This is a genomic window from Halorussus marinus (assembly GCF_004521895.1).
GTDB classification, from domain to species: domain Archaea; phylum Halobacteriota; class Halobacteria; order Halobacteriales; family Haladaptataceae; genus Halorussus; species Halorussus marinus.
This window is the reverse complement of sequence record NZ_SBIR01000010.1, coordinates 84,375-98,905: the sequence shown is the minus strand read 5'-3', so window position 1 is coordinate 98,905 and position 14,531 is coordinate 84,375. Positions and strand designations below refer to the sequence as shown.

At 69.3% G+C, this 14,531-nt stretch carries 13 protein-coding genes; 8 read left to right on the top strand and 5 right to left on the bottom strand.

The genetic code is table 11. The annotated features are described in order from the left end of the window. Positions 1–19: 19 nt before the first annotated feature. The 4 genes from EPL04_RS13770 to EPL04_RS13755 form a co-directional block, all read right to left on the bottom strand. Positions 20–1,282 (bottom strand): ArgE/DapE family deacylase, encoded by a 1,263-nt coding sequence (locus EPL04_RS13770; RefSeq protein WP_134671770.1) that lies wholly within the window; start codon positions 1,280–1,282, stop codon positions 20–22. Then, on the bottom strand, positions 1,282–2,034 hold the full coding sequence (locus EPL04_RS13765) for an SDR family oxidoreductase (protein ID WP_134671769.1): 753 nt from the start codon (positions 2,032–2,034) through the stop codon (positions 1,282–1,284). Before EPL04_RS13765 ends, EPL04_RS13770 begins: the two co-directional genes overlap by 1 nt. 155 nt (positions 2,035–2,189) lie before the next feature. Next, a complete protein-coding gene (locus EPL04_RS13760; protein ID WP_134671813.1) occupies positions 2,190–3,338 on the bottom strand; it encodes a M20 family metallopeptidase in 1,149 nt (382 codons plus the stop codon). Positions 3,339–3,644: 306 nt separating this feature from the next. Further along, complete coding sequence (locus tag EPL04_RS13755; RefSeq protein WP_394345876.1) at positions 3,645–5,126, bottom strand: aldehyde dehydrogenase family protein; 1,482 nt, start codon at positions 5,124–5,126, stop codon at positions 3,645–3,647. A 335-nt stretch (positions 5,127–5,461) separates the two neighbouring features. Here EPL04_RS13755 and EPL04_RS18835 point away from each other — a divergent pair, with 335 nt between their 5' ends. The 6 genes from EPL04_RS18835 to EPL04_RS13730 all read left to right on the top strand — a co-directional run bounded on the left by EPL04_RS18835 (position 5,462) and on the right by EPL04_RS13730 (position 13,215). Then, a complete protein-coding gene (locus EPL04_RS18835) occupies positions 5,462–5,638 on the top strand; it encodes a hypothetical protein (RefSeq protein WP_167599479.1) in 177 nt (58 codons plus the stop codon). Next, positions 5,631–7,133: a sodium:solute symporter family protein gene (locus tag EPL04_RS13750; RefSeq protein WP_134671767.1), complete on the top strand. Its 1,503-nt coding sequence runs from the start codon at positions 5,631–5,633 to the stop codon at positions 7,131–7,133. The genes EPL04_RS18835 and EPL04_RS13750 overlap by 8 nt, the downstream gene beginning before the upstream one ends. 109 nt (positions 7,134–7,242) lie before the next feature. Beyond that, positions 7,243–8,907 (top strand): amidohydrolase, encoded by a 1,665-nt coding sequence (locus EPL04_RS13745; RefSeq protein WP_134671766.1) that lies wholly within the window; start codon positions 7,243–7,245, stop codon positions 8,905–8,907. A 204-nt stretch (positions 8,908–9,111) separates the two neighbouring features. Beyond that, on the top strand, positions 9,112–10,989 hold the full coding sequence (locus tag EPL04_RS13740) for a CocE/NonD family hydrolase (protein ID WP_134671765.1): 1,878 nt from the start codon (positions 9,112–9,114) through the stop codon (positions 10,987–10,989). 144 nt (positions 10,990–11,133) lie between these two features. Next, a complete protein-coding gene (locus tag EPL04_RS13735) occupies positions 11,134–11,844 on the top strand; it encodes a UDP binding domain-containing protein (RefSeq protein ID WP_134671764.1) in 711 nt (236 codons plus the stop codon). Positions 11,845–12,201: 357 nt separating this feature from the next. Continuing rightward, on the top strand, positions 12,202–13,215 hold the full coding sequence (locus EPL04_RS13730) for an agmatinase family protein (RefSeq protein WP_134671763.1): 1,014 nt from the start codon (positions 12,202–12,204) through the stop codon (positions 13,213–13,215). 31 nt (positions 13,216–13,246) lie between these two features. Here the strand turns inward: EPL04_RS13730 and EPL04_RS13725 are convergent, their stop codons facing one another. Further along, positions 13,247–13,879, bottom strand: a complete 633-nt coding sequence (locus EPL04_RS13725; RefSeq protein ID WP_134671762.1) for a cyclase family protein — start codon at positions 13,877–13,879, stop codon at positions 13,247–13,249. Between the two features lie 62 nt (positions 13,880–13,941). Here EPL04_RS13725 and EPL04_RS13720 point away from each other — a divergent pair, with 62 nt between their 5' ends. After that, positions 13,942–14,208, top strand: a complete 267-nt coding sequence (locus EPL04_RS13720; protein WP_134671761.1) for a hypothetical protein — start codon at positions 13,942–13,944, stop codon at positions 14,206–14,208. Continuing rightward, the gene (locus tag EPL04_RS13715; RefSeq protein WP_134671760.1) at positions 14,205–14,435 is read left to right on the top strand and encodes a hypothetical protein; all 231 of its coding nucleotides are present in this window, start codon (positions 14,205–14,207) and stop codon (positions 14,433–14,435) included. The genes EPL04_RS13720 and EPL04_RS13715 overlap by 4 nt, the downstream gene beginning before the upstream one ends. Positions 14,436–14,531 lie beyond the last annotated feature (96 nt).

Genomic DNA, 14,531 nt, shown 5'->3' with positions numbered 1-14,531 from the left:
CGACCGATTCGGGCGGCGGTCACTCGGTCGCGCCCATCAGGTCGGCGGTCGAGGCCGCCATCACCTTCGCCGCGGTGACGATCTCCTCGATTGGGACGTGCTCGTCGACGACGTGGGCCTGTTCGAGCAGTCCCGGCCCGTAGACGATACACTCCTCGATGCCCGCGTCGTTGACCACGAACCGCTGGTCGTCCGACCCCGGCGAGACGACCGGCTCGGTGTCCTCGTAGAAGTCCAGAATGTTCTCGGTGTACGTCTGACTCACGGTGCAGTCGGCGGGCACGCTCGCGGGCTCGGCGAACATGATCTCGTCGTACTCGAACCGCTCGCCGGTCTCGGCCTCGGAGGCGGCCAGCAGGTCCCGGATCTCTTCGCGGGCGCTCTCGACGGTCTCGCCCGGCACGAGCACGCGGTAGAAGGTGGCTTTACACCGGTCCGGGACGACGTTCTCCGAGTAGCCGGCGTCGAGCATCGTCGCCGAGATGTCCGCGCGCCGGGACTCGGGCGGCGTGACCGGGAGGTCGGTGGTACGCTCGTGGAGGTCGTCCTCGTACTCGTCGACGCGGGCGAGGAACTCGTGCATCGCTCCGATGGCGTTCGCCCCGTCGTGGGCCATACAGCCGTGGGCCTTCGACCCGTGGGCGGTGACGCGAAACTTCAGGACGCCGCGGTGGCCCAGACAGACCCGCGAGGCGTCGAAACACTCGGTGTAGACGCAGTAGTCGGTGTTCGACGCGGCGACGTACCCCTCCTCGACCAGATAGCCGAGGCCGGTGAACCCGCCGGTCTCCTCGTCGACGGTCATGCTCTGGGTGACCGACCCCCGGAGGTCGACGCCCGCGGCTTCGAGCGCGTCGATCGCGAACAGGCTGGCGACGATGCCCGCCTTCATGTCGCTGGTCCCGCGCCCGTAGACCCGGCCGTCCTCGACGACCGGATCGTAGGGGTCGTACCGCCAGTCCTCGCCCGCGGGGACGACGTCGAAGTGGCCCGTGAAGTGGACGTCGGGACCCGACGACGCGCCCTCCTTGCGCCCGAGGACGTTCACGCGCTCGTGGTCGGTCCGATCCGGATAGTGCTCGGCGACGACCGCCTCGGGCACCTCGACGGTCTCGACCTCGTAGCCGCGCTCGGCCAACGCCGCCCCGAGGAACGACGCGCCCTCGCGGTAGTTGCGCCCCGGCGGGTTCTCGGTCTCGATCGCGACGAACTCCCGGAGGAACTCGACCAGCTCCGATCGCCGATCGTCGACCGCGGCGTGGATCTCGGCCTTCGAGACCATCAGACATCCCTCCCGCCGTCGACTTCGAGCGCGGTGCCGGTCACCATCGCGGCCTCGTCGCTCGCGAGGAACGCCGCCGCGTGGGCGACGTCCTCGGGGTCGGCCAGTCGCCCGAGCGGGATGGTCTCGCGCATCGAGTCGACGCTCAGATCGCCGGCCGCGAACGCCGGGAGCATCTCGGTGTCGGTCGCCACCGGGCAGACGGCGTTGACCCGGATGTCGTCGTCGGCCAGTTCGTGGGCCAACTGCTTGGTCAGCGTGATCATCCCGCCCTTCGAGGCGCAGTAGGCCGAGAGCCCGGTCCGCGGGCGGATCCCCGCCGTCGAGGCCGTGTTGAGGATGACGCCGCCGCCCTGCTCGCGCATGTGGGGGACCGCGTGTTTCGCCCCGAGGAACGCGCTCTTGAGGTTCACGTCCTGAACGCGGTCCCACGTCGCTTCGGTCACGTCCTCGACGGGCGTCGACTCCTGGGGGACGCCCGCGTTGTTGTGGAGGACGTCGAGTCGGCCGAACGCCCCGACGGTTCGGTCGACGAACGCCGCGACGTCGTCGGGGTCCGAGACGTCCGCGGTCACCGGTATCGCCGAGCCGTCGGCGGCGTCGTCGATCGCTTCGGCGGCTTCGGTCGCCGCCTCGCCGTCGACGTCGCCGACCGCCACGTCCGCGCCGCGCTCGGCGAACAGCCGCGCGGTCGCTCGACCCATCCCGGATCCGGCACCCGTGATCGCCGCGACCTTGCCATCAACTGTCATGAAGTCGGATTGAGTACGCGCGAGTATCAAAGTTCCGAACGGAGTCAAAATAGATCCGATATAGATCGGATAACGGGGCGATTCGAGCCAGATAACAGAACACGGTTCACTCACTCTCTCACTCTCAGAGCGGGGCGAAACCCCGACCGGCGGCGTTACTCGTCGAGGAGCGTTCCGAGCGCGTCTTCGAGCGCTCGCAGGCCCGCGGTCGCGTCGGCCAGTTCGACGTGCTCGTCGTAGGTGTGGGCCTGCGCGAGGTCGCCCGGTCCCCAGGTGATCGCCTCGATGCTCGCGTCGTTGACGAAGTTCCGCACGTCGGTCGAGGCCTTCACGCCCCACGGGTCGGTCGGGACGTCGGCGCGCTCGGCCGACGCCTCCCGAAAGACGTCCGCGAGCCGGCTGTCCGGGTCGATCGCGGCCGACTCGTAGGTCCGAGTCCGGCGCCACGACGTCTCGACGCCGTGGTCGGCCTCGACCTCCGCGAGCAGGTCGTCGATCTCGGCGTCGAGCTGGTCGGCCGACTCGTCGGGGAGGAACCGCCGATCGACGGTGATGACGGCGTCCTCGGGCACGACGTTCTCCTTGGTGCCGGCCTCGATCTGGGTGACGGTGGCGTGAGCCCGTCCGACGAGGTCGTCCTCGCGCTCGCCGATCCGGTCGTCGTAGGCTTCGAGCGCCGCCAGCACCGGTCGGGCGTTCGAGATGGCGTTGTCGCCCTGTGTCGGCCGGCTGGCGTGGGAGGGCTCGCCGGCGACCGTGATCTCGTACCACGCCAGCCCCTTCTCGCTGGTCGCGGTCCGCATCCCGGTCGGTTCGAGGACGACCCCGTAGTCGCCGTCGTGGCCGCGTTCGAGGAGCGTCTTCGTGCCGGGCTCGGCCGTCTCCTCGCCGATCACGGCCTGAAGCGCGAGCGAGCCTCCGAGCTCGCCGGACTCGATCGGCGCTTTCAGGTCCGCGAGCGCTTTCATTCCGACCGCGACGCCGGTCTTCATGTCGGCGCTCCCCCGGCCGTACAGCCGGCCGTCCTCGACCTCGGCGCCGTAGGGCGGCCGCGACCACTCCTCGCGGTCGCCCGCCGGCACCACGTCGATGTGGCCGTTGAGCACCACGGTCGGGTCGCCGTCGCCGACGCGGGCCGCGACCTGCGGGCGGTCCTCGTAGGGCTCTGCGACCAGTTCGGCGTCGACGCCGCGGTCGGTCAGCCACTCGTGGACGTACTCGGCGGCTCGGCGCTCGTTGCCGGGCGGGTTCTCGGTCTCGCGCGATACCAGTTCTGCGATGATCTCGGTCAGCTCCGCGTCGATCTCCGGGTCTTGGGTGGTCATGGTGTGGATCGAGGCGTTCGACTGCGAGGCGGCCGTCGACGGACGCCGGTGCGCGACCGACGGCGATCGCGGCGACGCGCCGGCGGCCGCCCCAAGTTTTGCGACACGTTCACACGACACATTACACGGCGACCTATTATAGGTAGTGGTTTTGACACTGTGTTCTGTTCGAACGGCGTATTCCGACTCGCGTTTTCCAGATCGGCGGCGACGGTGGAAATTGTCTAACGTCCGGCCGCGCGCTGACGGTCCGAGCCGACGGCGACCGCCGCGAGCCGGTGGGGGTCAGGCGCCCGGCAGGTCGGCGCCGTCGCCGTCGGCGAGGTTCACCGCGACGTTCTTCGTCTGGAGGTACGAATCGAGCGCCTCCAACCCCTTCTCGCGGCCGATGCCGCTCTGCTTGTACCCCCCGAACGGCGTCTGGTTCGTGTCGCCGAACCACTTGTTGACGTAGACGTTGCCGGCCGCCAGCCGCCCGGCCAACCGGTGGGCCCGCGTGACGTCGCTCGTGAACACGCCGGCGACCAGCCCGTACTCCACGTCGTTCGCGACTTGGAGCGCCTCGGCCTCGTCGGCGACGGAGATCACCGAGAGCACCGGGCCGAAGATTTCCTCGCGGGCGATCCGCATGTCGTGTTCGACGTCGGTGAACACCGTCGGCTCGACGAAGTACCCCTCCCGGTCGGGCGTCCCCCCGCCGGCGGCCAGCGTCGCGCCCTCCTCGCGGCCGAGGTCGACGTAGTTCCGCACCTTCTCGAACTGCGCTTCGGACGCGAGCGGGCCCATGTCGGGGTCCGCGCGCCCGGGCCCGAGCTCGTAGCTCTCGGCGCGCTCGACGAGTCGATCGAGGAGGTCCTCGCGGACCGACTCGTGGACGAGGACCCTGTCGGCCGCAGAGCACACCTGCCCCGCGTTCGTGAAGATCCCCTTGGCGATCCAGTCGGCCGCCGCGTCGAGGTCGGCGTCGGGGAACACGATCGCCGGGTTCTTGCCGCCGAGTTCGAGGGTGACCGGCGTCACGTTCCCCGCGGCCTGTCGCATGATCTCGGTGCCGGTCCGGACGCTCCCGGTGAAGGTGAGAGTGTCCACGCCGGCGTGGCCCGAGAGCGCCGCGCCGGCGGAATCGCCGAATCCGGTGACGACGTTGACGACGCCGTCGGGGACGCCCGCCTCGGCGCACAGTTCGGCGAGCCGGAGCGAGGAGAGCGGCGTCTGCTCGGCCGGCTTGACCACCGCGGTGTTGCCCGCGACTAACGCCGGGGCGACCCCGCGGGCAAAGAGGTTCCCCGGGAAGTTCCACGGCGTGATCTGGGCGCTCACCCCGTAGGGCTCCCGGAGAGTGAAATCGACCTGCTCGGGGCCGACCGGGACGCTCCGGCCCTCGAGCTTGTCGGCCGTCCCCGCGTAGTACTCGAAGTACCGGGCGGCCCCCTCGACGTCGCTTCGGGCCTGCGAGACCGGTTTGCCCTGATCGAGGCTCTCGATCGCGGCGAGTTCGTCGGCGTGCTCGCGGACGAGTCGGCCGATTCGGTGGACGATCCGTCCCCGCTCGTCGGGCGCGGTGTCGCGCCACGCCGGGAAGGCGTCGCGGGCCGCCGCGACCGCCCGGTCGACGTCGGCGGCGGTCGCCGACGCCACCTCGGCGATCGGCTCGCCGGTCGCGGGGTTTTCGGTCTCGAAGCGGCCGCCGTCGGCGGCCGGCGACCACTCGCCGCCGACGTAGAGGTCGTGCGTCGCGTCGATATCGATGTCGGGACCAGTCACAATCGCTACATGAATGGCGAACGTCTTAGGCGTTCCGGGCGTTCGACGGTTTCGGGAATCTACTGCATATTGTCCGAAATAAGTCCCTGTGGGCAAACGCCGAATTTCGCGTCTCCGACCCGCATCGACGCCGCGATCCGCGCGAACGAGCAGAGGCGAGGAGGCGGTCATCGGCGTTTTGAGACCCCCAATTGGTGTTCAACCGACTATCCGTGTACCGCCAGTGTAAGTGATGGCGCATCCCGAAGTGAGACCGACCCGAGAATACATTCGGCGGTGGTTTTGGAGAATTTTATAGCAACATTTATCAGTCTCGCCTATGTACGGTTCTATGACATATGTCAGTACTTGGCATGCCGACGGGGATGTTCCTGGTGTTCGTCGCGACGCTCGTCGCGGGGAGCCTCGGAGCGGCTCACTTCGTAATCGTCCACGTACTCATGGGAAAGCCGGTCGACGAGACGATCCGCGAGGAACCGCCGACCGCGACCGATGGAGGGCACGACGATGTCTGAGCCCGGCGCGCTCGGCCTCGGGCCGGTGGTCCTCCAGGCCGGGGTCGACAGCGACGTCAATCCGGCGTACCTCGCGATATTCGTCGTGTACCTGCTCCTCGTCCTCGCGATCGGCGCGTGGGCGTACCTCAAGACGAACGACGTCGAGGACTTCTGGGTGTACGGCAAGCGGCTCGGACCGTGGCTCGCGACGTGGTCGTACGTCGCCAACTTCGTGAGCGCCGTCAGCGTCATCGGGTACATCGGCTCGGTGTACGGCGGCGGCTACTCCATCGTGACCGGGATCGTCTTCGGGCTGATGCTCGGCGTCAGCGGCCTCTACTTCGTGGTCCACAAGGTCCGGGAGCTCAACCACGTCACGTTCCCGGACATCATCGCCGAGCTCACCGGCTACGAGATCGCGCGCCCGATCACCGGGACCGTCCTGCTCGCGAACGCGTGGGTGTACCTGATCATGCAACTGGTGGGCGCCGGCCTGCTGGTGACGGTCATCACCGGCGTCCCCTACGAGTACATGATCTGGGTGATCGGCGGCGTGTTCATCCTCTACACGGTGCTCGGCGGGCTGGTCAGCGTCGCCTGGACCGACCTCGTGCAGGGGACTCTGATGGTGGCCACGGTCGCGGTCGCGCTCGGGTACATGGCGCTCGACCTCGGCGGCATCGCGTCGATCAACCAGCAGTTCGCGGCGATCGAACCCGCGAACGTCGCGCCGCTGGGCGAGGGCGCCTACACGGTGTTGGGCGTGGTCGCCTCGATCGTGGCGTTCTTCGGGACGATCTTCACCTCGCAGGCGACGATCGTCCGGATCAACGCGACCGACAGCATCCGGACCGCGAAGATCCACCTCGCGGCCGGCGGCGCCATCCTGTCGGTGTTCTACGTCATGCTGGTCACGCTGGGCGCCGGAACGACCGTCGCGCTCAACGGGGCCGGGCTGGCGGTCGAGAACGTCGACCGGGCGTTCCCGGTCCTCATCACCGAGTACGTGCCGACCACGATCGGGACGGTGATCATCGTGGCGATCCTCAGCGGGATCCTCTCGACGACCGACACCCGGCTCCACGCGTGTGGCGTCACGACCGCCCGCGACATCTACGACTACTTCGCGGACGGCGAGCCGAGCGACGAGCGGCTGATGAACGTCTCGCGTATCTCGACGGTCGTGTTCGGCCTCGCCGCGACCGCCGCGGCCGTCGACCCGCCGGGAACCATCATCGGACTGTACAACTGGCGGGCCATCCTGCTGACGAGCGCGCTGTTGATCCCGGTGTACGTCACCCTGTACCGGCGCGACACCGCCGGGAAGGCCGTGCTCCTGTCGATCGTCCTCGGGGCCGTGTTCGGTCCCGGCTGGGAGGCGCTCGGGACCCCGCTCGGCGTCCCGGCGGCGTTCATGGGCGTCGGCATGGCCGTGGTCGGACTGGCCGTCGGTCACGCCGCCTGGCGCGGCGACGAGGGAACGCCCACCGCGGCGACCGCGAGCGACGACTGACGCGGCGCGGTCCGCCGTCCCGCCGCCTCGCCACCGACAGTCGAAACACTCGAAATAACGCCGAAGAAGCCCTGAAAAGCTTTTTTACGCCCCGGATCGTGTCGCGCGTATGGACGCCGAGATCGCGCTGATCGACGGCACCGTACTGACGCTCAGTTCCGACCGACCCGACGCCGAGGCGCTCTCGGCGCGGGCGGGCCGCATCGCGACCGTCGGCTCGACCGACGAGGTGCTCGACGACGTCGGCCCGGAGACGACCGTCGTCGACCTCGACGGCCGGGCGGCCCTCCCGGGATTCATCGACACCCACCTCCACGTCCCGATGGGCGGCGCCCGGATGGGCCACGTCGACTGCCGGTCGCCGCCAAACGAGTCGATCGCGGACGTCCAAGACCGGATCCGCGAGCGCGCCGCCGAGACGCCGGACGGCGAGTGGATCGTCTGCTCGGGGTACAATCTCGGGCTGGTCTGGGAGGCGGAGGGCCGCCACATCGACCGGTGGGACCTCGACGAGGCCGCCCCGGACAATCCCGTCCAGGTCAACAGCGTCGGGGGCCACACCGGGAGCATCTACAACTCCGCGGCGCTCGATCGAGCGGGCATCGACCGCGACACGCCCGACCCCGAGCCGCCCGCGACCATCGAGCGCGACGCCGACGGCCGGCCCTCGGGGCTGGTGAGCGAGGAGGCCGAACTCCCGCTCCACGAGTCGATCCCCGACGAGACTCGCGAGGACCGCCGAGCGAACGTCGAGCGGGCCATCGACCGACTCCTCGAATGGGGCGTCACCACCGCCCACGACGCCAAGACGACCCCCGAGGACCTCCGGATCTATCAGGACCTCGACCGCGAGGGCGACCTCCCGCTTCGGCTGGGGACGATGATACAGGGCGACGCGGGCGAGGACCTCGGCGCGAAGGGCGTCGACCTGCTCGGGCGACTGGCCGACGCCGGCGTCCGGACCGGGTTCGGGAGCGATCGGCTGTTCGTCGTCGGAGTCAAGTACTTCGTGGACGGGGCGTTCACCGGCCGGACCGCCGCCATGCGCGACCCCTACGAGGGCGAACCGGTGGCCGAGGACTCCCCGCAGTACGACGGCGTGCTCCACGTCGACCCCGAGTACTTCGCCGAGCGCGTCGAACGCGCCGCCGAGGCCGGCCTCCGGGTCTGCGTACACGGGCAGGGCGACCTCGCGATCGACCACATCCTCGACGCCTACGAGGCGGCGCTCGACCCCGACGAGGACCACCGCTTCCGGATCGAACACGCCGGGCTGACCCGCCCGGAGCACCTCGAACGCATGGCGGACCTCGGGGTGTGTGTCTCCTCGTCGATCAGCTTCCTCGGGGCGGACGTCTCGCGCAACTGGGTGTACTGGGGCGACGAGCGGATCGACTGGACGTACGCGGTCGCCTCGCTTCAGGACCACGGCATCCCGACCGCCGGAAACGGCGACTGGCCGGTGGCGACCGGCGACCCCCGGGTCGCGCTCCGGACCGCGGTCACCCGCGAGACGGTGACCGGCGAGGTCGTCGGCCCGGACCAGCGCGTGTCGGTCGAGGACGCACTGCGGCTCTACGGCCCCGACGCCGCCTACCTCGGCGGCAACGAGGACGAGAAGGGGTCCCTCGAACCCGGCAAGCTCGCGGACGTGACCGTCCTCTCGGACGATCCGCGCGCGATTTCGCCCGCCGACCTCACCGATCTCGACGTCGAGTACACGATCGTCGACGGGGAGGTCGTCTACGACGCCGAGCGCGGCCACACCTACTGACCGGAACCGGCGCGGATCGACTATCCGAGAGCGACGACTCACGATCGACGATCCGCGCCCGGACGACTCCCGTTCGTAGAATTTCCGCGAAATCCATCTCGACGCCGGATGTGGTCGTCAGATCTCCGTTTTCGGGAGAACGATGTAGCGGAAATCGAAGCGTCCGACCCGCGGTTTTATGACGCGAGTTCGACATGGTGTCGTATGGTATCAGCACCCAAACACGGCGTCGCGGTCCACCACGACGCGACGGTAGAGACCCGCGACGGGACGAGCCTCGCGACCGACGTCTACCGGCCGGCCGACCCGGAGACGGGCGAGCCGATCGACGAGCCAAAGCCCGCACTGCTGGTGCGGACGCCGTACGACAAGCGCGAGCGCCAGCGCGTCGAACAGCAGGGCAACTGGTACGCCGAGCGGGGCTACGTCGTCGCGATCCAAGACGTCCGCGGGCGGTACGCCAGCGACGGGGAGTTCTACCTGCTGAAAAACGAGGCCGAGGACGGCGCCGACACCGTCGAGTGGCTCGCCGACCGGCCGTACTGCGACGGGCAGGTCGGGACGATGGGCACCTCCTACATGGCGTGGGTCCAGAACGCGCTGGCGACCCAGCGGCCGTCGGGGCTAGCCGCGATGTTCGTGAATCAGGGCGCCGCCAACGCCTGGAAGGCGACCCTGCGCCACCACGGCGCGTTCGAACTCCGGTGGCTGACGTGGTCGCTGACCATCGGCGGCGGGTTCGCCAAGCGCGCGCTCGACGACCGGGACCTCGAACGCCGACTCGCGAACGTCGACACCGGCGACCTCCTCGAAAACGAGCCGGTGACCCGGGGCCAGTCGCCGCTCAGACACCTCCCGAACTACGAGGCGTACGTCTTCGACTTCATGGGGACGCCCGGCGACGACGAGTTCTGGTCGGACCCGAGCATCAACTTCGAGGCCCACTACGACGAGATGGCCGACGTTCCGACGGTGTACGCCGGCTCGTGGTACGACTCCTACGCGAAGGCGACCTGTGACAACTTCGGGGCGCTGGCAGACCGCACGGAAAGCGACCAGTTCCTGCTCATGGGCGCGTGGACCCACGGCGGCCAGTCGACGTGGACAAAGCCCTACTCGGGGGAGGCGGCGTTCGGCGAGGCGATGACCCGCGACTACCTCGAGACCAAACTCCGGTTTTTCGATCACTACCTCAAGGGCGCCGACGCGTGGGACGAGCCGCGAGTCCAGTACTTCCGGATGGGGTCCGGCGACGGCGCCGCGACCGCCGAGGGGCGACTCCGCCACGGCGGCGAGTGGCAGAGCGGAAGCGACTGGCCGCTTCCCGACACCGACTGGACCGCGTACTACGCCCGCGGCGACGGCACGCTCGACACCGAGCGACCGGACGCCGCCGACTCGTCGACGACCTACGAGTTCGACCCCCGCGACCCGGTGCCGACCCTCGGCGGCAACTGCTCGTCGTACTACACCTTCGAACAGCGCGACGAGCCGGTCGAAGACCTCCCGCTGGCCGATCGCCCGACGATCAGCCTGACCGGCCGGGGCGGCTACGACCAGCGGACGCGCCCGGAGACGCTCGGGGCCGACCCGCCGTACGGCCCGCTGGACGAGCGCGCCGACGTGGTGGCGTTCCGGACCCCGCGCCTCTCGGAACCGGTCGAGATCGCGGGCCCGGTCCGGGTGCGCATCTACGCCTCGACCGACGCCCGAGACACCGACTTCACCGCGAAGCTGATCGACGAGTACCCCGCGAGCGCGGACTTTCCCTCGGGGTTCGCGCTCAACCTCACCGACTCGATCTGCCGGGCGCGGTATCGGGGGTACCGCCGCGAGCCCGACTTCGTCGATCCGGGCGAGATCTACGCGTTCGACCTCGAACTCTACCCGACCGCGAACGTGTTCGAGGCCGGCCACCGGATCCGGCTCGACGTCTCCTCGTCGAACTACCCCCGGTTCGACGTCAACCACAACACCGGCGGCGCCCTCGCGGGCGACCGCGAGTACGAGGTCGCGAGAAACACTGTCTACCACGAGGCCGACCACCCGACCCACGTCGAGTTACCGGTCCGGCCCGCGTAACCGGATCGCGGCGTCTCTCGGAACGGTGGTCGAAATCCGCCGCCGCGTTCGACGGGTCGAGCGCAGAGAGTTCGGCGCAGAGTCCGCCCCGAGAGCGCCGGCGCATCCGAACGCTCAAGGACCGAGGCGACCATCCCTCCGCTCATGAAGATCAGCATCGTCGGCAGTGGGTACGTCGGCACCACCGTCGCGGCGTGCTTCGCCGATCTGGGACACGACGTGACGAACGTCGACATCGACGAGACGGTCGTCGACGCGATCAACGACGGAGCGGCGCCGATCCACGAGCCCGGTCTCGACGAACTGATCGCCGACCACGGCGGCGACCGACTTCGGGCGACGACCGACTACGGCGCGGTCCGGGACACCGACGTGACGTTTCTCGCGCTCCCGACGCCCGCCAGAGACGCCGACTACGAGCCGACGTTGCTGGAGGCGGCCGTCGAGGTCAACGACAAGCAGCCCGAGCGCATGCTCGAACTGCTCGAAGAGCACGTCGACCCGGCCGGCGAGCGGATCGCGGTGCTCGGCCTCGCGTTCAAGCCCGGCACCGACGACGTGCGCAACTCGCGGGCGATACCCGTCGTCGAAGGACTCCAGGAGCGCGGCGCCGACGTGGTCGCCTACGACCCCGTCGCGACCGAGAATATGCGCGAGCGGTTCCCCGGGATCGAGTACGCCGACTCGGCCGGCGAGGCCCTCGACGGCGCCGGGGGGGCGCTGGTGGTCACCGACTGGGACGAGTTCGCCGCCCTCGACGGGGCGTTCGACGCGATGGCCGACCCCGTGGTCGTCGACGGCCGCCGGATCGTCGAGCGCCGCGAGGGAATCACTTACGAGGGTCTGACCTGGTAGCGACGCCACGGGGCGGCGCACCGCCAGAGACGCCGATCGTCGCGTGGACGGTCGACGAGAGAAGTTCCCATCTCTTTCGCGGTCCGACACTTCCCAGCTCTCACCCCGAGAGGCCGTTCGGTCCTCGAACGAAGCGTCCGTAATTGAGCCGTCGGTAGCTTTTTGAAATCGCTCCGACAGCCCATACACGGTGGCGAACGCCCGCCGACGGCCGAGCAGGCGACTGTCGAAGCCACGCGCGACGACCGACGATCCGCTTCGCCTCGAACGGGCCGATCAGTCAGGCTGTCCGGAACCATCGAGAACCGACGGCTCCGGCGGGCGGGACGCGAATCGCAGACACGAGGTGAACACACAATGACAGACTCCGAGCGACCGACGGCGGCCGAGGCGTTCCGCGAACAGCATCCCGGATCCGAAGTCGAACTGGCGTACGCGGGGATCAACACGTTTCTGAAGTCCGATCAGCGAGACGTCGGCGAGCTCGACGGCGCCGACGTCGGCGTCGTCGGCGCGCCCTACGACGGCGCGGTGAGCAACCGCCCGGGAACCAGATACGGCCCCGAAGCGATCCGGCGGGCCAGCGCGTGGTGGGCGTACCTCTCGGGGTACAAGGGCGGGCTGACGAACATGCAGACCGGCCGGCAGGTCGACTTCGGCGAGCTCTCGATCGCCGACTGCGGCGACGTTCCCGTCTTCCCGATGGACCGGGCGAAGACGGCCGAGAGCATCACGGCCCACGTCGCCACCGTCGCCGAACAGGCGTTCCCGGTGTTGCTCGGCGGCGACCACTACTGTACGTTCCCCGCGTTCCGCGGCTTCGCGGAGGGGAGCGACCACGACACCGTCGGGCTCGTGCAGATCGACGCCCACACCGACACCGTCGAGGAGAGCGCGCTGTTCGGCGAGCACTTCCACGGGTCGAGCACGAACCTCATCGCCGAGTCGCCCCACACCGGGTTCGAACACGTCAGTCAGGTCGGGATCCGCGGGTACGAGTCGCCGGACTTCTTCGAGTTCGCCGACGAGACGGGGCTTGATCTGTTCACCGCCCACGACGTCCGCGAACGGGGGATCCGGGAGGTCGTCGCGGCGGCCGTCGAGGCCGCCGCCGCGGACACCGACGCGGTCTACGTCACCTTCGACATCGACGCCGTCGATCCGAGCGTCGCGCCCGGCACCGGCACGCCGGTTCCAGCCGGACTGACCCCGGATCAGGCGCTCGCCACGATGGAGGTACTGGGCGGCCACGACGCCGTGGGCGCGGCCGACCTGATGGAGGTCGCGCCCCGGTACGACGCGACGGAGGGGACGAGCCGACTCGCCGCGTACCTGCTCGTCACGCTCTTAGAGCGCCAGTTCGCCGAGTAGCCGGCGCCACCGCGGTTCGGGAGTCGGACGGTCAGACGACGCCGACCGCCCGGATCGGCGACCCGTCGCCGCCGAGCGCGAGGGGGTAGGCCCGGAGTTCGAACCGATCGTCGACCGCACCGAGGTTCGCGAGGTTCTCGACGACGAGCCGATCTTCGCCCAGCAGACGGTGGTGAGCGACGAACCCGTCCGGTTCGTCGGGGGCGGCCGCGTCGGTCGGCGTGGGGTCGGGGTTGAGGGTGTCCGTGGCGACGTCGAACCCCCGTTCGGCACACCGTCGGGCCGCCGCGGGCGTCAGGTACGGGTGATCGAGGTACCGGCGGGTCCCCCAGTGGTCGTCCCACCCGGTCCAGAAGACGACCCAATCGGCGTCCGCGTCCGGGACGCGCTCGGCCGGGATCGGATCGCGGTCGCCGAGGTCCCGGCAGTCGACCCGAACCGCCTCCCCGCAGAACCGCTCGATCGGGTACGCATCGAGGGTCCGTCCGCCGGGCTCGGTGTGGGCGGGGGCGTCGACGTGCGTTCCCGAGTGACTCCCCAACTCGACGCTCGCCACCCTGCAACCGTCGGCGGCGTGCGTCGAGTGATCGCGGACCTCGACGTCCGGATCGCCCGGATACGTCTGCATCCCGGTCTCGATTCGGTGGCTCAGATCTGCGTGCACGCCGGCAGTTGAGGACACCGGGGTAAAAAGCCTGCTTGAGAGAGACTAGCGCAATATTTATCATGATCCTGTCGAACCGTCCGTACAGATGTGGCAATGTTTTACCACCGCTCACACCACGCCTGACGGCGAGCTACGACGCGATCGTCACCGCTCCGAACTTCAAGCTCTGGGAGATCATGGCCGTCGGCCACGTCGTCTCGACCGGGCTGGCCGCGGCCATCAGCGCCGTCGCGCCCGACGACTTCCGCTTCGAGGCGATCGCACAGGAGGGGTCGGGCGTCGCGGCCGACGGAGGCCCGTCGGCCAGCGGAAGTGACGGCGAATGATCGGAAGAGAGATGTTCACCGGCATGATCGGGCTGTTCTGGATCGCCGAGGCGGCGTTCGGGGTGCTCGTCGTCTACTGGTTCGTGACCCAGGGGTTCGACGGCGACGAGGCGACCGCCGACGCGACCGGCGTGGCCCTCGAGGACCGCTCGACCACGCTCGGGTCGCTCGCCATCTGGGCCGGGTTCTTCGGCCTCCTCGTGCTCGACATCATCATCGGCGCCTGAGTCGGACTGCGCTCTACTCGTTTTTCGAGTCTCTCGGTCCCGCAGTGAAATCGCCGGTCCGTCGTGGGGAACACCCCGCTCAAAAAGGGGAACGAC